This window comes from Nostoc sp., from assembly GCF_041747015.1.
In the GTDB taxonomy this organism is placed as follows: domain Bacteria; phylum Cyanobacteriota; class Cyanobacteriia; order Cyanobacteriales; family Nostocaceae; genus Nostoc.
The window spans coordinates 1-19,596 of record NZ_JBGTFY010000020.1 but is presented as its reverse complement, the minus strand read 5'-3'; the positions used below and the strand labels follow the sequence as shown (position 1 = coordinate 19,596).

General features: G+C 43.5%; 17 protein-coding genes and 1 pseudogene. 12 read left to right on the top strand and 6 right to left on the bottom strand.

Annotated features, from left to right (window positions below):
• Window positions 1-340: 340 nt before the first annotated feature.
• Both ACEW80_RS01560 and ACEW80_RS01555 read right to left on the bottom strand, forming a co-directional pair.
• The gene (locus ACEW80_RS01560) at window positions 341-2,722 is read right to left on the bottom strand and encodes a phosphoketolase (RefSeq protein ID WP_373524911.1); all 2,382 of its coding nucleotides are present in this window, start codon (window positions 2,720-2,722) and stop codon (window positions 341-343) included.
• Window positions 2,723-3,354: 632 nt separating this feature from the next.
• Window positions 3,355-3,987 carry a TetR/AcrR family transcriptional regulator gene (locus tag ACEW80_RS01555; RefSeq protein ID WP_373524910.1) on the bottom strand — a complete coding sequence of 211 codons (633 nt, stop codon included), beginning with the start codon at window positions 3,985-3,987 and terminating at the stop codon, window positions 3,355-3,357.
• Window positions 3,988-4,235: 248 nt separating this feature from the next.
• Between ACEW80_RS01555 and ACEW80_RS01550 the strand changes: the two genes are divergently transcribed.
• The 4 genes from ACEW80_RS01550 to ACEW80_RS01535 all read left to right on the top strand — a co-directional run bounded on the left by ACEW80_RS01550 (window position 4,236) and on the right by ACEW80_RS01535 (window position 7,956).
• Window positions 4,236-5,543: an ABC exporter membrane fusion protein gene (locus ACEW80_RS01550; protein WP_373524909.1), complete on the top strand. Its 1,308-nt coding sequence runs from the start codon at window positions 4,236-4,238 to the stop codon at window positions 5,541-5,543.
• Window positions 5,540-6,715 carry an ABC transporter permease DevC gene (devC, locus tag ACEW80_RS01545; protein ID WP_373524908.1) on the top strand — a complete coding sequence of 392 codons (1,176 nt, stop codon included), beginning with the start codon at window positions 5,540-5,542 and terminating at the stop codon, window positions 6,713-6,715. The genes ACEW80_RS01550 and devC (ACEW80_RS01545) overlap by 4 nt, the downstream gene beginning before the upstream one ends.
• A gap of 89 nt (window positions 6,716-6,804) precedes the next feature.
• Window positions 6,805-7,509, top strand: a complete 705-nt coding sequence (locus ACEW80_RS01540) for a DevA family ABC transporter ATP-binding protein (protein WP_373524907.1) — start codon at window positions 6,805-6,807, stop codon at window positions 7,507-7,509.
• Window positions 7,510-7,557: 48 nt separating this feature from the next.
• Window positions 7,558-7,956 (top strand): nuclease A inhibitor family protein, encoded by a 399-nt coding sequence (locus ACEW80_RS01535; protein WP_373524906.1) that lies wholly within the window; start codon window positions 7,558-7,560, stop codon window positions 7,954-7,956.
• Between the two features lie 61 nt (window positions 7,957-8,017).
• On the opposite strand, the gene ACEW80_RS01530 is transcribed toward ACEW80_RS01535, so the two are convergent.
• Window positions 8,018-8,857: a DNA/RNA non-specific endonuclease gene (locus ACEW80_RS01530; protein WP_373524905.1), complete on the bottom strand. Its 840-nt coding sequence runs from the start codon at window positions 8,855-8,857 to the stop codon at window positions 8,018-8,020.
• Window positions 8,858-9,395: 538 nt separating this feature from the next.
• Here ACEW80_RS01530 and ACEW80_RS01525 point away from each other — a divergent pair.
• From ACEW80_RS01525 to ACEW80_RS01515, 3 genes are all read left to right on the top strand, one after another.
• Window positions 9,396-10,595, top strand: coding sequence for an ABC exporter membrane fusion protein (locus ACEW80_RS01525; protein ID WP_373524904.1), 1,200 nt, complete (start codon window positions 9,396-9,398; stop codon window positions 10,593-10,595).
• 133 nt (window positions 10,596-10,728) lie between these two features.
• The gene (devC, locus tag ACEW80_RS01520) at window positions 10,729-11,901 is read left to right on the top strand and encodes an ABC transporter permease DevC (protein WP_373524903.1); all 1,173 of its coding nucleotides are present in this window, start codon (window positions 10,729-10,731) and stop codon (window positions 11,899-11,901) included.
• Window positions 11,902-11,983: 82 nt separating this feature from the next.
• Entirely contained in the window at window positions 11,984-12,682 is a 699-nt protein-coding gene (locus ACEW80_RS01515; RefSeq protein WP_373524929.1) for a DevA family ABC transporter ATP-binding protein, read from the top strand.
• 121 nt (window positions 12,683-12,803) lie between these two features.
• Here the strand turns inward: ACEW80_RS01515 and ACEW80_RS01510 are convergent.
• Window positions 12,804-13,841, bottom strand: a pseudogene (locus ACEW80_RS01510) (RNA-guided endonuclease InsQ/TnpB family protein); the annotation flags it as partial.
• A 172-nt stretch (window positions 13,842-14,013) separates the two neighbouring features.
• Here ACEW80_RS01510 and ACEW80_RS01505 point away from each other — a divergent pair.
• The gene (locus ACEW80_RS01505; RefSeq protein WP_373524902.1) at window positions 14,014-14,949 is read left to right on the top strand and encodes a M23 family metallopeptidase; all 936 of its coding nucleotides are present in this window, start codon (window positions 14,014-14,016) and stop codon (window positions 14,947-14,949) included.
• Window positions 14,950-15,069: 120 nt separating this feature from the next.
• A complete protein-coding gene (locus ACEW80_RS01500) occupies window positions 15,070-15,618 on the top strand; it encodes a late competence development ComFB family protein (protein ID WP_373524901.1) in 549 nt (182 codons plus the stop codon).
• On the opposite strand, the gene ACEW80_RS01495 is transcribed toward ACEW80_RS01500, so the two are convergent.
• Complete coding sequence (locus ACEW80_RS01495) at window positions 15,619-16,224, bottom strand: L,D-transpeptidase (RefSeq protein WP_373524928.1); 606 nt, start codon at window positions 16,222-16,224, stop codon at window positions 15,619-15,621.
• A 706-nt stretch (window positions 16,225-16,930) separates the two neighbouring features.
• Between ACEW80_RS01495 and ACEW80_RS01490 the strand changes: the two genes are divergently transcribed.
• The 3 genes from ACEW80_RS01490 (at window position 16,931) to ACEW80_RS01480 (ending at window position 18,906) form a co-directional block, all read left to right on the top strand.
• Entirely contained in the window at window positions 16,931-17,125 is a 195-nt protein-coding gene (locus tag ACEW80_RS01490) for a hypothetical protein (protein ID WP_373524900.1), read from the top strand.
• A 367-nt stretch (window positions 17,126-17,492) separates the two neighbouring features.
• Window positions 17,493-18,149 (top strand): sigma-70 family RNA polymerase sigma factor, encoded by a 657-nt coding sequence (locus ACEW80_RS01485; protein WP_373524899.1) that lies wholly within the window; start codon window positions 17,493-17,495, stop codon window positions 18,147-18,149.
• 151 nt (window positions 18,150-18,300) lie between these two features.
• Window positions 18,301-18,906, top strand: a complete 606-nt coding sequence (locus ACEW80_RS01480; RefSeq protein WP_373524898.1) for an anti-sigma factor — start codon at window positions 18,301-18,303, stop codon at window positions 18,904-18,906.
• A gap of 16 nt (window positions 18,907-18,922) precedes the next feature.
• On the opposite strand, the gene ACEW80_RS01475 is transcribed toward ACEW80_RS01480, so the two are convergent.
• The gene (locus ACEW80_RS01475) at window positions 18,923-19,378 is read right to left on the bottom strand and encodes a gamma-glutamylcyclotransferase (protein ID WP_373524897.1); all 456 of its coding nucleotides are present in this window, start codon (window positions 19,376-19,378) and stop codon (window positions 18,923-18,925) included.
• Window positions 19,379-19,596: the final 218 nt, after the last annotated feature.

The window sequence follows — 19,596 nt, the reverse complement described above, 5'->3', positions numbered from 1 at the left end:
AGAGAAAATTTGTTGGTCTACAATCAGTGGCGGGTCTGAATCCCCCACTGACTTGTACTGAGCCTGTCGTTGGCGCAGCCTCTCGTAGAGAAGTATTGATTCTGACTCCTGAATTCTGACTTCTGACTTCTGAATTCTTCTTCAACTCCATTAATGAATAAGGTGCTTGTACGATTACAGCACTTCCGGCTATTATGCAATACAGTTTTTATCCCTGCCTCTCTCCTATCATCACTTTCAGCTATGAGGATGTACCTCATAGCTGCCGGAAGTGCTGTAATCACGAATTACGAATCACGAATTACGAATTACGAATTACGAATTACGAATTACGAATTACTTAATAAGGCCACTTCCAGTCACGAATTTCTGGCATATCGTCGCCGTACTTCTCAATGTAGTGCTTATGTTCGATCAGTTTATCTTGTAGCTGCTGCTTGACATAAGCCGCCCTGTATCCTAGTTTTGGTACCCGATCAATTACGTCCATCACTAGGTGAAAGCGATCTAGATCGTTAAGAACAACCATATCAAAGGGAGTGGTGGTAGTTCCCTCTTCCTTGTAACCACGCACGTGCAGATTATTGTGGTTGGTGTGGCGATAAGTTAGGCGATGAATCATCCAGGGATAGCCATGAAAGGCAAAGATGATAGGTTTGTCGGTGGTGAAAATTACGTCAAAGTCTTTTTCGCTCAAACCGTGAGGATGTTCGCTTTTTGGCTGTAGTGTCATCAAATCGACTACGTTCACTACCCGCACCTTTAAGTCAGGGAAGTTCTGGCGTAAGATGTCTACAGCCGCCAAGGTTTCTAAGGTGGGAACATCCCCAGCACAAGCCATCACTACATCTGGTTCGCCGTTTTGATCGTTGCTTGCCCATTCCCAAATGCCGATGCCTTTGGTGCAGTGCTTAATAGCAGTATCCATATCAAGATATTGCAATGCTGGTTGCTTTCCAGCAACGATGACGTTGACGTAGTTGCGGCTTCTCAGGCAATGGTCAGTTACTGATAGCAAAGTGTTGGCATCGGGGGGCAAATACACGCGCACAATCTCTGCTTTCTTATTGATCACATGGTCGATAAAACCGGGGTCTTGGTGGGAGAAGCCGTTGTGGTCTTGTCGCCAAACGTGGGAGGAGAGTAGATAATTGAGGGAAGCAATCGGTCTACGCCAGGGAATATCTAAGGTAGTTTTCAACCATTTTGCGTGTTGGTTGAACATCGAGTCAATGATGTGGATGAATGCCTCGTAGCAAGTGAAAAACCCGTGACGCCCTGTGAGGAGGTAGCCTTCTAACCATCCTTGGCAACAATGTTCGCTGAGAATTTCCATCACGCGACCGTTGGGGGAAAGGTGGTCATCTTCAGGGTAAATCTCGGCTACCCAATTTCTATCTGTGACTTCCAACACGGCGTCCAAACGATTTGATGCCAATTCGTCGGGGGCAAATATGCGGAAATTGCTACTTTCTTGGTTAAGTTGCATAATATCGCGCAGGAATTTGCCGGTAACTTTGGTAGCTTCAGCGATCGCTTTACCAGGTTGAGGAACATCTACAGCATAGTCTTGAAAGTCGGGCATCTTTAGGTCGCACAGGAAAATACCGCCGTTGGCGTGGGGATTGTCACCCATGCGTCGATGACCTGTGGGAGCCAGTTCTGCGAGTTCGGGAATCAGCTTACCGTTGCTGTCAAAGAGTTCTTCTGGTTTGTAACTCTTCATCCAATCTTCTAGGATTTTTAGATGTTCTGGCTGTTTTGTGATGTTGCTCAGGGGGACTTGATGCGATCGCCAAGAACCTTCAGTTTTTTTCCCATCAACTTCTTTGGGGCCTGTCCAACCTTTGGGGGTTCTCATGACAATCATCGGCCACTGGGGACGTTCGGTGAAACCATGTACACGGGCTTCTCTTTGGATGCTTTGAATTTGAGCGATCGCTGTATCTAGAGTCGCCGCCATTTGCTGGTGGACATCTGCGGCATCGTCACCTTCGACAAAGTATGGTTTATAGCCGTAGCCCACAAATAAGCTTTCTAATTCCTCATGGCTGATCCGCGCCAGTACTGTTGGATTGGCAATTTTATACCCATTCAGGTGCAGGATCGGAAGTACAGCACCATCATGCACAGGGTTTAGAAACTTGTTGGAATGCCAGCTAGTCGCTAAAGCACCTGTTTCAGCTTCGCCATCACCGACAACAGCAGCAACGATCAAGTCAGGGTTATCAAAAGCAGCACCATAAGCGTGGACGAGGGCATAACCAAGTTCACCGCCTTCGTGGATGGAACCCGGAGTTTCCGGTGCAACGTGGCTAGGAATACCACCGGGGAAAGAGAATTGTTTGAAGAGATTCTGGATTCCTTCAGCATCCTGGGAGATGTTATGATAATACTCGCTGTAAGTGCCTTCTAGGTAGGTGTTAGCTACCAGTCCAGGTCCTCCATGACCAGGGCCAGCAATATAGATCGTGTTTAAATCATATTTTTTGATCACCCGATTCAGGTGAGCATAAATAAAGTTCAACCCTGGTGTTGTTCCCCAGTGACCTAATAGCCTGGGTTTGACGTGTTCCAGCTTTAGCGGTTCTCTGAGTAGCGCATTGTCCAGTAGATATATTTGCCCAACCGAAAGATAGTTAGCTGCACGCCAGTAGGCATTTATCTTCCGTAATTCTTCATCTGTTAAAGGCTTTATTTGTGGAGTCATTGCTAATGTCATGATCGACACTCCATTCCAAAAGGATTTTGACGGATTCATCAGTACGCAATTTTACTTGTTTTCAAGATGATGGCCATCTAACCTATGATGAATTTTTCCAGGCTTTGTGATTAAATTTTTTTGCTCTGGGCAACGGTAAATCAATAGTTTTGAGCATTACTTTGACAAAACTTTACAATGTGTCCCATCTTGCAGGTATCTCAGCTGAACCCCTAAGTGGAGTTGGGCGATCGCAACGGAGAGCGGGTTAGGGCGTTGGGAAACGGTTTATACTGATGTTTTTTGATATTTTAAATGCCACATTTATTAGACGTTAAATTACGTATATTTTATCAATACCGAAAAGCATTTTAATCATAAATGAACTTCATGATAAGTAAAGTAATTAATTTAGCTGACTGGGTGAGTACACAATTAACAAGCTTTTAGAGATAAAACAGTGTTTAAACTAATAGTATTATTTTCAGGATTGGCTTTGTTAGGCGCTGCTGGTGGGTATTTAGCTGTCAAATCTCAAGAAGGTGATATCAATATTTTTGAGTCTTTCATTACTCGCAACCCTACCAATTTTTGCGTATGTCCGGGGAAAGTGATGTCTACGACGGGCTATTCGGTGACACTATTAATTAACACTATAAATCTGCCTTTTCTTCATTGCAATTGAGGATTAGGTGGGTCAAGGCATCAATCAGGCGATCGCTTTCCATTGGTATAATATCTTTGCCATGCATTACATTCTGAGCAATATGAAAATGCACCAATGACCCGATAAAAACCATCGCTGTTGCCTTTGGGTCAATTATCTTTAGTTCAGGATGAGCGGTTAAGTATCTACTGAGAGTTTCCAGCACTGGTTTATTCATCGCCTGAACACAAATCTGAGCTAACTCAGGAAAGCGACCAGACTCTCCAATTAGCACTCGCATAAATGCACAGTGTTTCTGGTCATTAGTCATCTGTTCTAATGCTTTGGTTGCTAACTGACGCAGGATGATTTTTGGTTCTCCCTCAATAGGTTCCGTGCCAAAAATAGAGTTAAACTTTTTGCTTGCCAGTTGCTCTATCAGTACTTTAAATAGTCCCTCTTTATCTTGAAAGTGGCTGTAAACTGTCGCTTTAGAAACACTGGCTGCTATTGCTACCCGATCCATACTTGTACCAGCATAACCATGTTGGAGGAACTCCTGCATTGCCCCTTGCAGAATTTGCTCCACTTTATCAACAGAATTGTCTCGATCAACTTCGCCAGCTTTGATGCGTGCCATTTATTAATTATCCTTTCTTATAAACAATTTTAATAGATGCTGCAAAATACCCTACGCCATTAATCTCAGTTGTGATCAGCATTCTGTCCCTTCTGTCTCCAGTTTCCAATAGCGGCGTCCATTAGAGGACTAGTACATTAATTCTTCTTATTTTTGATCACAACCTCTTGACTAAACTACTCCGTTTAGTTTAGCATGAAATTGAACTGAACGGTTTAGTAAACGACCGATGCGAAGAGGAGAATCCTATGACGCAAAACTTGAACTTAGAAGACTTACGGTCTTCTCAAAATATTTTCCGATCGCCTATCACACTAGCGATAATTGCATCAATAGTAGCGGGTGGAGCCAGTGTTTACACAGTATCAAAATTTCAGAATCAATCTAAAGCGAGCCAAGAAGCTCCGATAGCTGTTCAGCCAGTGGTAAAAACAGTTACAGCCTTGGGGCGATTAGAACCAAATGGAGAGGTAATCAAACTGTCTGCCCCTTCTACTAATGAAGGAAATCTGGTTGAGCAGTTGTTGGTAAAAGAAGGCGATCGCGTTAAAGTAGGACAAGTAATTGCGATTATGGACAGCCGCGATCGCTTACAAGCTAGTTTGGGTGAAACACAACAACAAGTTCAAGTAGCTAAATCCCGCCTTGACCAAGTGAAAGCGGGAGCCAAGCAGGGAGAAATTGGAGCGCGACAAGCGACAGTCAACCGTTTACAAGTAGAACTAGAAGGAAACGTTAAAACTCAGCAAGCGACAATTAATCGCCTCGAAGCAGAACTGCAAGGACAACAAAAAAGCTTACAAGCAACGGTGGCTCGTGTCGCAGCCGAGAGACGCAACGCCCAAGCCAACGTGCAACGCTACGAAAGTTTATACAAAGCAGGGGCAATTTCCAGTCAGGAAGTTGATAGCAGACGTTTGAGTGCAGAAACTTCCACTCAGCAGTTAATCGAAAGCCAAGCCACGCAGACAAGAACTGTTGCCACTTTAGAACAGCAGATTAACGAAGCAAAAGCTAATCGAGATAAAACCCTTGCCACTTTAGAACAGCAGATTAACGAAGCAAAAGCCACGCTGAACCAAACCGCTGAAGTCCGTCCCACAGATGTAGCTAATGCCCAAGCAGAGGTAGACAGCGCTCAAGCTACTGTGACAAAAATTAAAGCAGAACTGGATCAAGCATACATCCGCGCTCCCAAAACCGGACAAATTCTCAAGATTAATACCCGAGCCGGAGAAACCGTTAGCAGTGACGGGATTGTGGAACTAGGTCAAACTGACCAGATGTATGCAGTTGCAGAAGTCTACCAAAGTGATATTAACAAAGTGCGTTCGGGTCAACAGGTCAAGATAATCAGTGATTCCCTCTCTGGAGAATTACAGGGAACCGTAGATTGGATAGGGATGCAAGTGCAGCGACAAAATCTGATTAACAGTGACCCCTCAAGCAACATTGACGGCAGAGTAGTGGAAGTTCATGTGCGATTAAATGAAGCATCTAGCACCAAAGCTGGCAAATTGACCAATCTGCAAGTAAAGGCGGTGATTGAACTATGATTGGATTTATTCAACAATTGCAGCGGCGAACCCCTCTTGGTTGGCTGCAACTAAGTCATGAAAGAGGTCGTTTATTAGTAGCATTGTCAGGCATTGCTTTTGCAGATGTGCTGATGTTTATGCAACTAGGATTTCAGTCTGCTTTGTTTGAAAGTAATACCAGACTACATCAAAGTATGCAAGCTGATATGTTTGTAATCAGTCCCCAAGCGCGTAACTTGGCTAATATGTCCACCTTTACGCGGCGACGACTTTATCAGGCAATGGATATACCGGGGGTTAAGTCGGCAGAAGCTATGTATATTAACATTGTAGATTGGAAGAATCCCCAAACACATAAAAAGACATCAGTATTAGCTATAGGATTCAATCCAGACAAGCAAGTGTTTAACTTAGCGGATGTGAAGCGCCAACAAAATGTTGTTAAACTACCAGATACGGTTCTTTTCGATCGCGCCTCTAGAGGAGATTATAAAGAAGCGATCGCTCAAATTGAACAGGGTAAAACTGTCACAACCGAAATAGAACGGCGGACGACTACCATTAGCGGTTTATTTACAGTCGGGGCTTCTTTTATCGCTGATGGTACTTTGATTACCAGTGACCAGAACTTTTTACGACTATTTCCCAGGCGAGAAGCTAGCGGTGTCAGTCTCGGTTTGGTGCAACTACAACCAGGCTATGATCTAAAGCAAATGAAAACAGCTTTAAACTCACACTTGGGTAATGATGTCAAAGTTTTAACCAAAGCAGAATTTATCGAATTTGAAAAATATTATTGGCAAACAAATACGGCGATTGGGTTTATCTTTAGCTTGGGTGTATCGATGGGATTTATGGTGGGCGTGATTATCGTCTATCAAGTTCTGTCTACAGATGTGAATTCTCATATAAAAGAATACGCCACTTTTAAAGCAATGGGATATAACAATCTCTACTTATTAGGTGTGGTATTTGAAGAGGCGATAATTTTGGCAATCTTGGGCTTTATTCCTGGAGCGATCGCACCTTTAGGACTTTACTATGTAACTCGCAATGCCACCAATTTACCACTTTACATGACCGTAGCACGAGCCTTGACGGTATTAACGCTGACTATGATTATGTGTATAATTTCTGGTGCGATCGCCACTCGCAAATTACAGTCTGCTGACCCCGCAGATATGTTTTAAAAATTGTCATTTGTCATTGGTCACTGGTCATTTGCAAAGGACAAATGACAAAGGACAAATGACGGTCATCACGAGTAATCGAGCTATTTATGACTATTCAACCTGTAATCTCTGTTAAGAATCTCGACCATTACTTTGGTCATGGTCAACTCCGCAAACAAGTTCTTTTTGATATCAACCTGGATATTAACGGCGGCGAAATTATTATTATGACTGGGCCTTCTGGTTCAGGTAAAACTACCCTTCTCACCTTAGTAGGTGGATTGCGTTCTGCCCAATCTGGCAGTTTACAGATATTGGGACAAGAACTTTGTGGCGCTAATGCAGCAAAACTTACCCAGGCGCGACGCCATAACGGTTATATTTTCCAAGCGCATAACTTGCACGGTAGCTTGACAGTACTCCAGAACGTCAGAATGGGCTTGGAAGTGCATAAGAATATTTCGCCGGCAGAAATGAAAACCCGATCAGCCCAATTGTTAGAGGAGGTAGGATTAGGGAATCGCGTCAATTATTATCCTGATGACTTATCTGGGGGACAAAAACAAAGAGTTGCGATCGCGCGGGCATTAGTCAGTCGTCCTAAAATTGTCTTAGCGGATGAACCCACCGCCGCCCTTGATAGCAAATCGGGACGAGATGTAGTCAATCTGATGCAAAAACTAGCAAAAGAACAAGGCTGTACCATTCTTTTAGTCACTCATGACAACCGGATTCTCGATATTGCCGATCGCATCGTTCACATGGAAGATGGCAAGCTAGTAAATGATCAGGCTGTTCTCTCAGCAGTTTAAAGGAACAAGGGATGATACAGTATGAGCGTTGTCAGAAATTAATAACTCATGACTAACGATATTACTGAAAAATTAAAACAGTCTTCTGCTGATTTGTTAATGATGAGCGAATCAGAGTACCCTTTTGAGGTTTTTTTATGGACTGGTGAAGCTAACAGTCTGACAAATCAAAAACTACTCCAGCTAACAGATCATCCCCTAGATTCACCAGTCGAGGAAGTGGCTCTAGATTATTTCTTTCGGAATTGTGCCTATGAACAAGAGTGGCACGACGAACCACAGAAAGAGAATGTTAAAAAATTTCAAACACTTGTCCAGACGCTTAAAGATAATCTCAATGAAATCAATATTTATCGCATAGGTACGATAAATATTGATGTTTATATCATCGGTAAGACCCCATCTGGAGATTTAGCAGGGCTTTCTACCAAAATTGTGGAAACCTAGCAGCTAATTTGTAATTCGTAATTAATTGACATAAGTTAATAATTACGAATTACGAATTATGTTAAGGTTGCGTGTCAACTCTAGATTCAATCACAGATTGAACAGATGTTGACACATTAGATAATAAATTGAAGCCTGTGTTGACTTCAATTGAGTCAACAGAGACTCTATATGTTCTCCAATCGTTGTTTCTTATGCCTTGGGTGTTGGGCATATTAACGCTAATAACCCTCGTGCTAGTCGTAACCGATGCCGCAGTACCCGGTTCGGGTAGTACCACAATAGTCTTCCAAATTCTATTCGGAACTACAACATTGCCATTAGCAATTGTAAATTTTGTGCCATTGGAGCCAGTTCCACCACTACCGTAGGAGCCAGAAATAATATATAGTTCTTTCCCTTGGCTCACTAAGGTTCTACAGTAGGCTTCTAGCACTGCCCATGGCCCCTGATTATTGTCCGGTGACTGTGGCACCATATTTGTCATCAGAAAAGTTGCAGAGTTATCCGTCACTGTCTTTGTTCTGTCAGCGGAAGGTGTCATGTGTCCTCTGTCAAACCCGCTACCGGAATAGTCAGAGCCACCTACCCGATAGCATCCTGATGGGAGGGTGGTATCAGCGCGGAAGTTGTCTTGCCTTGGGGTTGAACCCAGCCACGAGGAATTTAGCTGCCAAGACACCCAATTTGCAATCCCTTTGTTGCAGCTGTAACTCAGCGCATACTGAAATTTTGATAATAAATAATTGCTTGTGCTTGTTCCAGCACCACTTGGATTGCCCATTCTTAGATGCACACTTTGTGCTTGTGCTTTAGTTGGGTGTAAATACCCGATCAAAGCTATGGGTAGTGCTACAGCTACACAAGGCAGCAGAAATTTAAAAAGCCTAGTTTTTCTCATCTGTTTAGTATTTAAATACCCAATTAGTGTCTATGACTTACGTCATAGATATCAAGTATTCAGGGATACAAAAACTATAAAAGCTATAAATTATCTGACGTTGCTGAGTGAAAATATGAATTTACCGGGCTACGCCCCGCTAACGCTAACACGCAGAGGCGCAGAGAATAAGAGTTTGAAATATTTGATTTTTGAATTTCATACTTATTAATTTGACTGGCTCGTAATGAGACAAATAGTTCTGTCTACTTACTTAACTTACATTTGATTGTTGGCACTGTTACAACCCGTAATTTTAAAACCGTTTACTATACCTGAGTACTTTCATAAAACAGAAGTAGTTTGCCAAGAACATAAACCTTTTACTCAGTTGAGAAATTTCTTGTTCTCCTAGCCAGCTAAATCACCTTTATCTAAGTAAAATCTCAACAATTTCCAATTTTGTTAATGACTTGAAACTGATAAATTAACAATTTCTGACTTCTGATTTCTTCTTGAATCTATTCTTTTTTCTGCGCCACTAGTTAAGAGGTAATCTATGGTGCGAAACTCCAAGTTAGGGTACAGAACGTTCCCTAAATTTATTCTGCGTCCGTCCGTTGCTATAGGTATAATTGCATCTTTATTGGTAGGCGGAATCAGTTTTTATATAGTAAAACGTTGGCAAAATTCTGCAACTCAAGAAGCACAAGTGTCAGGAATACAATTACTACAGTTAAAAACGGTGACAGCTTTAGGGCGGATTGAACCACAGGGAAAGGTAATCAAACTCTCTGCTGCGGTGTCTGCGGAAGGAAGTCGGGTAGAAAAGTTGTTGGTGAAGGAGGGGGATAGAATAAAGGCAGGACAAGTAATTGCGATTTTAAACAGCCGCGATCGCCTGCAAGCAGCATTAAAAGAGGCGCAGGAACAGGTAAAAGTAGCCCAGGCAAACCTAAACCGCATTCAAGCAGGTGCTAAACGCGGTGAAATTGCTGCCCAAAAAGCCGCGATCGCTCGCTTAGAAGCAGAACGCCAAGGTGATATTAATGCCCAAGCAGCGACAATTGAACGATTCCAAGCCGAAGTGCGTAACGCCCAAGCCGAAGACGAACGTTATCAGCAACTATCTCAACAAGGAGCAATTTCCGCCTCTCAACGGGACAGTAAGCGTTTAAATTTGGAAACCGCCCAAAAAGGTCTGCAAGAAGCACAGGCACTATTAAATCGCACCCAAGCAACTAGTCAGCAACAAATCAAAGAAGCCACAGCAACACTCGATGAAATCGCCGAAGTGCGCGGAGTGGATGTTATCGCTTCCCAAGCAGAAATCAATCGTGCCATAGCAGCGATGAATCTGGCGAAAGCTAATTTAAAACAGGCAGAGGTGCGATCGCCCCAAAATGGACAGATATTCGAGATCCACACCCATCCTGGAGAATTAATATCAACTGATGGCATTGCTGATATTGGGCAAACCAGCCAGATGTATGTCATAGCCGAAGTCTACGAAAGCGATATTGGCAAAGTGCATTCAGGGCAGCAAGTGCGAATATTTGGTGATTATCTCCCCATTGAATTGCAGGGAATCGTAGATCGTAAAGGCTTGCAAGTGCGGCAGCAAAACCTCATTAATAGCGATCCTGTCAGCAATATCGACAACAGAGTAGTAGAAGTCCATATCCGACTAGATGAAAACTCCAGCCGAAAAGCCGCCACCTTAACTAATATGCAAGTTAAGGCAGTAATTGAATTTTGAAAGGGGCATTGGGCATTGGGCATGGGGTATTGGGCATTGGGCATTGAGAACGGAGTTCTGAGGTGGATGAATCCAGTTCTAAGGTGGATGAACGAGTATCTGATTTCCAGTACTTAACCCCCAGTACCTAATTATGAGATTGATTGAACAACTGCGACGAAGAACACCTCTAGGATGGCTGCAACTGAATCATGAAAAAAGCCGTCTCTTGGTGGCATTGTTAGGCATTGCCTTTGCGGATCTTCTGATGTTTATGCAGATAGGTTTTCAGACTGCGCTGTATGACAGTAACACTAGACTGCATCGCAGTTTGCAAGCAGATATTGTTTTAACCAGTCCCCAAGCTCGTAACTTGCCAAGCTTGTCTACATTTTCTCGTCGGCGACTTTATCAAGCAATGGATATACCAGGGGTAAAGTCGGCAGAACCAATGTATTTCAACAACACAATTTGGAAAAATCCCCAAACACACCGCGAGGCGGGGGTGTTAGTTATCGGGTTCAACCCAGATAAGCCAGCTTTTGACTTACCAGATGTTAACCAGCAATTGCAGGCGATCAAAATGCCTGATAGCGTCTTGTTAGACCGTGGTGCCAGAGGAGATTATCAAAAAGCGATCGCTCAAATTGACCAAGGTCAAACCCTGACCACCGAAATAGAACGGCGCACAATTACCATTAGTGGCTTATTCCAAGTCGGGGCTTCCTTTGGCGCTGACGGCAACTTAATCACCAGCGATCAGAACTTTATGCGACTATTTTCCGGGCGACAGTCCAGCAGTGTCAGTCTAGGTTTGATTCTTCTCAAACCAGATTATGACCCGAAAAAAGTCGCAGCAACATTGAAAGCCTACCTGAGAAATGATGTCAGAGTATTAACCCATGCCGAATTTATTGAATTTGAGAATAACTTCTGGAGAACAAATTCCCCAATTGGGTTTATTTTTAGCCTGGGTGTATCGATGGGGTTTGTGGTAGGCGTGATTATCGTCTATCAAGTCCTTTCCACCGATGTCAATGCCCACATTAAAGAATACGCCACCTTCAAAGCAATGGGATATCGCAATTACTACTTGCTAGGTGTGATGTTTGAAGAATCGTTGATATTGGCAGCGCTAGGCTTCTTTCCCGGATTGGGAGTGTCCTTAGCACTTTACCAACTGACTCGCAGTGCCACAAATTTACCCATGTACATGACTGCGATTCGCGCATTGCAGGTATTAGTGCTGACCATAATTATGTGTGCAATTTCCGGTGCGATCGCCACCCGCAAACTTCAAGCCACCGACCCCGCTGATATGTTTTAAAAATTGTCCTTTGTCATTTGTCATTTGTCATTTGCAAATGACAAATGACAAAGGACTGTCATCACGAGTAATCGAGCTATTTATGACTAGTCAACCTGTAATCTCTATTAAAAATCTCGACCACTACTTTGGTTACGGCTCACTCCGCAAGCAAGTTTTGTCTAACATCAACTTAGAGATTAACGCCGGTGAAATTATTATCATGACCGGACCCTCTGGTTCTGGAAAAACTACCTTACTGACCTTAGTAGGTGGGTTGCGTTCTAGCCAATCTGGTAGTTTGCGGGTTTTGGGACGAGAACTTTGTGATGCTAGTGCTGAACAACTAGTGCAGGCGCGACGCCATAACGGTTATATTTTCCAAGGACATAACTTGCATGGTAGTTTGACGGCACTCCAAAACGTCAAAATGGCTTTGGAATTGCACAAACATCTTGGATTAAAAAATATGCAGCTTAGATCAGCCCAGATGTTGCACCAGGTAGGATTAGGAAATCATTTGCATTACTATCCTGATAAACTATCTGGGGGACAAAAACAAAGAGTAGCGATCGCCCGTGCCTTAGTCAGTCATCCGCAAATTATCCTAGCCGATGAACCCACTGCCGCCCTCGACAGCCAATCGGGACGAGATATAGTCAATCTCATCCAAAAACTGGCAAAAGAACAAGGCTGTAGCATTTTGATGGTTACTCATGACAACCGTATTTTAGATATTGGCGATCGCATCCTTCAGATGGAAGATGGCACACTCAAGTCAAAAGTAAAACTATCACTTTAAGGTCGATCAGCGCACCCCAACATTCCAGATCAGAACTTGGAACATCAAGCTTTTGACTTTTGCATCTCACATCAGGTCGATTAGTAGAAGTAAGAAGCGAATAATTGACATCCTCCCACCGCTAATCAGGAGTACCTGATATAGCGGGGGATTCCAAAGATCGCTCTTTGGGTTTCCTCTTTCCACGACCCGACTTATTTGGAGGAGTTTCCTCACCCAAACAGAGGTCGATGTCTCCAGAGGCGTTAGTTCCGACGTGACCCGCCGTACTCAATCCTTTTTCTAATATGTTTCGCGCCGCGTTCCAATCCCTGTCCTGGGTATGCCCACAGTGAGGACAAACATGAGTTCTGGTACTAAGAGTCTTTTTGACAACCTCGCCACAGCTAGAGCAATTCTGCGAAGTGTATTGGGGTGGAACTGCAACAGTTACCACGCCAAACACCTTACCAAAATACTCGACCCATTCACGGAACAGCGACCACGAAACATCACTAATCGACTTAGCCAAGCGATGATTCTTGATCATATTCCGCACCATCAAACCTTCATACGCCACGAGGTCGTTAGACCTCACCACGCACCTTGCTGTTTTTACGGCAAAGTCTTTACGCTGGCGACTTACTTTGAGATGCTTGCGAGCAAGTTTATTTCTAAACTTAACTCTGTTTTGAGAACCTTTTTTGGTCTTAGACATCCGACGCTGCAAACGTCTCAAAGACTTTTCGCTTTTGCGAAGGTGTCTAGGATTAGCAACCGTCTCCCCGTTACTATCTGTATAGAACAGGGTAATACCCACGTCAATACCAATAGTTTTACCCGTTGGTTCTCTTTTCTCGACTCGTTCATGGTCAATGCAAAATTGGCAATAATAACCATCTGCACGACGTACAACCCGCACTCTTTTAAACTGTTTAAGTTGGTAGAAATGCAGGTCACGGGTTCCCCAGAGTTTGAAGGTTCCCGCTTTAAATCCATCAGAGAAAGTGATGTACCTACGGTCGTCAGAAAGCTTCCATCCACAGGTTTTATACTCAACAGAACCATGCGTTTGTTCTTTCTTAAACTTTGGGAATCCCTTTTTTCCTGGCTTACCTTTCTTGCAGTTGTCAAAAAACCGAGCGATTGCAGACCACGCTCTTTCAGCGCTAGCCTGTCTATAAGGTAAAATTTACCATTTTTCCCATTCCTGCAACAACGCCGTTCTCAGGTTTAACAGACTACGGTCTTGCTCCTGATGTTCTTTCAACAACATCTGCTGCAAACCGGAAACACTAGTGATAATAAGCTAGTCTATTTTCCAACACAAGCAAGGGATTTTTTGTAGTTCTATGATTATTGAGAATATTGCTAGTAGTTCAAACGAGAAGTTGGTCGGTTTTAATGTCAAAAGTTTGACACAGCATCGCCGCGCAATAAATATTTTAAAGGGAATATTTGCCGTTCTCCCCTTCACCTTGGCATTACCCGTAGATGCTTTACAAATAAAGGTGATTCCAACTAATCCTAAATTAGGGGATACACTATCGGTAGAGATTAATCTAGATAACCCGGAGAATAGTATAAATCCAATAGTAACTAGTGGTAAGAATACATACCCAGCCTTTGAAATTACGCCCAATCAGTATCGGGCTTTTGTTCCCACAACTCCACTAGAAAAAGCTGGAACTAGAACACTTAGAGTTGCGGGAGATGGTCAGGTGCAAAACTTGGCGGTGAATGTGCTTAATCGCAAGTTCCCCGTCCAACGTATTACTCTGCCACCAGGGAAAGCCGGGGCATCTGCCACAGAGTATGAACTTAAGCGCGTGGCAGCTTTTAAGGCATTACAAACACCCCAAAAGTATTGGAATGGATTATTCCTAAAGCCAAATGCAGGGCGGATGAGTACAACTTATGGTGTACGACGCTACTATAATGGTAAGTTTGCAAAGGACTACTATCATCGTGGCCTTGACTACGCTGGTGCTGCCGGTTCACCCGTGATTGCTCCAGCCTCTGGGCGAGTTGCTTTGGTAGGTAGGGTATCCCAAGGGTTTCGGGTTCACGGTAACGTAGTAGGCATTGATCACGGTCAAGGAGTAAACAGTATTTTCATGCACCTGAGTCGTATTAACGTCAAAGAAGGTGATTTTGTAAAAGCTGGTCAACTAATTGGCGCAGTAGGGTCAACAGGTGCTTCTACCGGGCCCCACCTGCACTGGGGTCTGTATGTCAACGGACAATCTGTTGATCCGACACCTTGGCGAACTAAGGTTGTTAATTAGTAGAGGTGGAGTCGATGTCCTCTGTGCATAATTTGTGTTTTTAGGCTGAGAATTAGGCAAAATAAATTGGATTAATACTGTCCCTATCTTCCTTGGTTAACATAAATGATCGTAAGCGTTATGAGTATCGCACAAATTGTAGAACAAGCTCTCCAAGATGGTTATTTAACACCAGTAATGGAAGCAGAAGTCGGTAGAATCTGTGACAACGCCTCGGAACTCTCAATTGAAGAGTATATGGCGCTGGATAAGCTGATGGGGGCACTATTGACTGGTGAGGTAGTGGCGATACCTCGCAAACAATTTATTAACGTCATGGAAGAATTAGTCCTAACGGAAGCGATCGCCCGAATCGCAGAAATTGAAGCCACCAGCGAGAGTTCTCTAGATGTCGGGGATATTGTTGCTTACGCTCTGAATCGGCTACCACCCTTGTATGCCACCACAGAAGAAGGTGCTAGCTTCCAGCGCGAAACGGCTCAGGCACAGATGAAAGAATTAATTTCTCAGCAAGTAAATGAGGCGATCGGTCGTTACCTAGATCGACCCGATTTCTTCCCTGAACGACAAGCCCTGAGCAAAAGCACTGGCAATGAAGTTGAACGCCAGCTTACTGCTTTACTCAAGACGTACGCACCTAAATTTGAGCAAAATGACAATGACCCTTAATTAATTACGTACTACTACTGTTGTCCCTAAACTAACTTGCTCATATAACAACCGGACATCAGAATTACGCATTCTTAAGCAGCCGTGGGATACAGCCGTTCCTACCAGGTCAACTTCCGGCGTACCATGAAAGCCAATTTCATTGCGTCCATCTGACCAAAAACCAATCCATCTGTCTCCCAAGGGACTATCCGTACCAGCTTCAAACACTTTGCCAGTAATTGGGTGACGCCAGATTGGATAGTGTCGCATATGTATCACTTGGAAAGAACCTGTGGGCGTTTCCCAACCTTTTTTACCGACAGCAATGGGGTAGCTGGCTATCACCTCATCTTCTGCGTATACATAGGTGCGGCGATCGCTTAAATCAACCACTACTTGCGTCTTAGCATCTGCCAGCCTATTAGATGGTACTTGTTGGGCTGAAGCCTTAGACCATAGAGCTTTTGGCCAATTGCTCACAACTGGATTTTGTCTTTCTGCTTGCGCCACCAGCCGCGTCTTAGTTGTTAAGTCAGTTGCTTTAGCTACATTCTTCTTAATGCTTTCCTGCTTAGTTTTAGCCTGAATAGCAGAAGACTTGAGTGTAAAAGCCCTCTGGACAATTGTGCGCCGAACAGTTGCTTTCGCTACATTCTTCTTAATTGTTTTCGACTTAGCACGAGGCTTAATACCAGAAGACTTGGGTGTAGACACCTTTCGGGCAATTGTGCGCCGAGCAATTGCTTTAGCTACATTCTTTTTAATTATTTTCGATTTAGCACCAGACTCAATAGCAGAAGACTTTGGTGTAAACGCCCTCTCGTCAGTTGAGCCTTGGGGAACTTCACCAGAAGGTACAGATGCACCTAGCGCAGTTTCCCCTAAACTCACTTGTGAAAGATTCTTATAGACTCCCTCTGGGCGGCTTCCCTTAGAATTGGTTAGCGTAGAATCTTGCCGCATCAAAGTAGATGCAGACTTCTCAGACTGCCGTTCTGCTGTAGTAATGCGCCAATGGACAGCTAAAGATAAAAATGCTGTACCAAAACAGAGCAACATTACCATCCGCCCTACAGATTCGTTTCTTACCATTGCCATCGCTTATTGTTTATCCCTGACATATCCAGCCGAGCAATTTGGATGCGTTCATCATCCGTTTATCAAAAATTTATCAATACTTATCATTTCTGCTATAAATCTGCCAATACCTCTGGGCAAACTAAGACTATGCAAACCGTCCCAGCAACAAAATTCCAAGTGAGTAACCTCATTCCTCCAAAGTTCTAGAGGTCGTAAGTCTCCACTTGGGTTGTTCTCTGGAACTTTTGAAATGCAGCAATCAATCATTAATGGTGTAGGTGGGAGAAAAACCATGTTTGAAAAACTATTGCTAGCAGCCACAATTACATTTTCCCTCAATTTCTTTGTTCAGGTTCGCGTACTAGAGCAAAATAACTCTGGTGCTACTTACAGACCACAACCAGAACAATCAGCAACTATTCTGGTAACAAAACCAAAAAAATAATTCACCATTATAATAACCGCAGGAACCTAATTTCCATAAATTATTACCTGAATTTTAAAGGTATCAAGAAGTTAGAATTACAAAATTTTTATCTTCATCCTTATAACCAGATTTAATTATTTTTATCAAGCGTATATACCCGGTTGCCAAAAGTACCAAAATGTGTATAATGTTCTGCCTTTGTTAGCTAATGATGCCAGGGCAACTATGGGAGTAGTATAAGGAAAAAGTGGCTCTGGTTATTGCTATAAATGTATCCAAAATTGTATGCCTCAGTGTTCCAGTAATAAATCCGTCACCTTAGCATGGAACTTTTGTTCCATTAGCAGGTCTAATAGATAGGGATGATTTAGAGCCAGTACGATCTATGAGTCAGTCGATTACTGTATCCTGGTCAACGGTTGATGCAAAGTATCCAGAAGCATCAGTGCAAGTTGACAAACTCCCTAATCACGATTTAATTTTGCGCTGTCAAGCGGGACTGCGACCAGATCGTGTTGCATTTTCAGAACTATTACGCCGCTATCAAAGTCAAGTCGATAGAGTTCTATACCACCTGGCTCCCGATTGGGGTGACAGAGCCGATTTGGCTCAAGAAGTTTGGATTCGAGTGTATCGGAATATTAACCGATTACAAGAGCCTGCCAAATTTCGGGGCTGGTTAAGCCGCATTGCCACCAACTTGTTTTACGATGAGTTGCGGAAACGCAAGCGGGTTAGGAGTCCTTTGTCACTTGATGCTCCCCGATCGCTAGAGGACGGCGAGATGGATTGGGAAATCGCCGGCGATACCCCAGGGCCTGAGGAAGAACTGACAACTAGAGAATTTTATGAGAAATTGCGGGAAGCGATCGCGGATTTGCCAGAAGTCTTTCGTACTACCATTGTCCTCAGAGAAATCGAAGGCATGGCATACGAAGAAATTGCCGAAATCACGGGAGTTTCCTTGGGAACTGTCAAGTCCAGAATAGCCAGAGCTAGAACGAGGCTGCAAGCCTACTTGCAGAATTATCTAGACTCCTAATCTACAACATCTTGCCTCTGCTATTAGGCAGAATTTAAGCATTGATTAAGAATTACCACAAAGTAGATCGCTTCTGCCGTTAGCAGGAAAATTGACAATTTTTCCGAATTTCCTCCACCTTCCCCGTGTATGAATTGGTAATAATGTTAAGATGACTACTGATTCTCAGTTTTTCGACCGTTCTCCTTTGCAACTTTCTGAAGATTTGTCAGATGGAATGGGCAAGCATACCAATGAATCAACGGGTCTTATGGATATGGTGAAGCGCGATCGCTTCGAGTTATTGAGTGCTTACCTCGATGGTGAAGTTACGGCTACAGAACGCAGGCAAGTAGAAGAATGGCTGGCAAATGATGCCTCAGTTCAATGCTTGTATGCCCGACTGCTAAAACTACGCCAAGGCTTACGGACTCTCCCAGTGCCAACAGCCCAACAGTCACCAGAAGCAACAGTTGAGCAAGTATTGACACGTTTGCGCCGCCGTTCCCGTTTAAACTGGATAGTGGGAGGTGCAGCCGTTGCTGCTTGTGCGATCGGCGCATTATCTGGCTTAGTAACTAATGGTTCAAGAACGCCGCAACTGGCAAGAATAGAACCGATACAAACGTCCTCAGCGTCTATGGTTCCCCCTTCCCCTCTGATGGTGGGACTAAATAACCCGGTAATTGAAATTCCGAAAGCAGCAGTAGCATCCCCGGAAAATTCAATTTATCGGGTACAGCCCCAACGCCAGGACTCCAAACAAGACATAAACTAATCGCAAAGTTAACAGTTCACAAATCATAACTGTAATTTGTGGTTAAGCCACAGCCACTCCACCACCCGTCAGGTTGGAGAAAGCCTCCTAATTGCTCAACTCGGTCTAGAGTCATTAAGTAAACCCAAGCCCAACCTAGAGCAAGCGACTGTGGCTCATAAACCTCGATAATCTGGCGATTATAGAGGTTTTCTGGTGGTTGTCTAGTGGGCTGGTAATCTTCCAGCACATCTAGTTCATTTAAAATCTTTTGGTTGGAAAAATAGAGTAAATAACCGTGAACTTGCCTATTCCCTAGCGTCATTGCTGGATAGCCCATTGGCAAAGCAAACAATCTGCCTTGTACAAAAGCTCTTTTGACATCTACTACCTTGTCAGCACAGTATTTTTTATAGTTAACTTCACCCGGTTTAAGCGTGCCGTAGACAAAAACCCGTACTAAACCAGAAAATTTTATATTTAATTCAACCATCTAAACCTTTATGATATGACTCTCGCTATACCTAGAAAGGGAAAATGTATCTACCGTAACTAAAATATCAGCGATCGTTTCTATACTTTTGCAGAAATTGACCCAGAAATTAAATTCCTGAGCTAAGTATCAAAAAGTTGCAACTGGTGGTCTAGGCGGCTAAACGAAGAATTTGATCTAGCTCACGTGAGCGTGGCGTCAAGTCCCCTTCAGGAGCG

Bases quoted from the DNA above. Each gene is read 5' to 3' on its own strand.
- ACEW80_RS01560 (WP_373524911.1), bottom strand. From the start codon at position 2,722: ATGACATTAGCAATGACTCCACAAATAAAGCCTTTAACAGATGAAGAA.
- ACEW80_RS01555 (WP_373524910.1), bottom strand. From the start codon at position 3,987: ATGGCACGCATCAAAGCTGGCGAAGTTGATCGAGACAATTCTGTTGAT.
- ACEW80_RS01550 (WP_373524909.1), top strand. From the start codon at position 4,236: ATGACGCAAAACTTGAACTTAGAAGACTTACGGTCTTCTCAAAATATT.
- devC (WP_373524908.1), top strand. From the start codon at position 5,540: ATGATTGGATTTATTCAACAATTGCAGCGGCGAACCCCTCTTGGTTGG.
- ACEW80_RS01540 (WP_373524907.1), top strand. From the start codon at position 6,805: ATGACTATTCAACCTGTAATCTCTGTTAAGAATCTCGACCATTACTTT.
- ACEW80_RS01535 (WP_373524906.1), top strand. From the start codon at position 7,558: ATGACTAACGATATTACTGAAAAATTAAAACAGTCTTCTGCTGATTTG.
- ACEW80_RS01530 (WP_373524905.1), bottom strand. From the start codon at position 8,857: ATGAGAAAAACTAGGCTTTTTAAATTTCTGCTGCCTTGTGTAGCTGTA.
- ACEW80_RS01525 (WP_373524904.1), top strand. From the start codon at position 9,396: ATGGTGCGAAACTCCAAGTTAGGGTACAGAACGTTCCCTAAATTTATT.
- devC (WP_373524903.1), top strand. From the start codon at position 10,729: ATGAGATTGATTGAACAACTGCGACGAAGAACACCTCTAGGATGGCTG.
- ACEW80_RS01515 (WP_373524929.1), top strand. From the start codon at position 11,984: ATGACTAGTCAACCTGTAATCTCTATTAAAAATCTCGACCACTACTTT.
- ACEW80_RS01505 (WP_373524902.1), top strand. From the start codon at position 14,014: ATGATTATTGAGAATATTGCTAGTAGTTCAAACGAGAAGTTGGTCGGT.
- ACEW80_RS01500 (WP_373524901.1), top strand. From the start codon at position 15,070: ATGAGTATCGCACAAATTGTAGAACAAGCTCTCCAAGATGGTTATTTA.
- ACEW80_RS01490 (WP_373524900.1), top strand. From the start codon at position 16,931: ATGCAGCAATCAATCATTAATGGTGTAGGTGGGAGAAAAACCATGTTT.
- ACEW80_RS01485 (WP_373524899.1), top strand. From the start codon at position 17,493: ATGAGTCAGTCGATTACTGTATCCTGGTCAACGGTTGATGCAAAGTAT.
- ACEW80_RS01480 (WP_373524898.1), top strand. From the start codon at position 18,301: ATGACTACTGATTCTCAGTTTTTCGACCGTTCTCCTTTGCAACTTTCT.
- ACEW80_RS01475 (WP_373524897.1), bottom strand. From the start codon at position 19,378: ATGGTTGAATTAAATATAAAATTTTCTGGTTTAGTACGGGTTTTTGTC.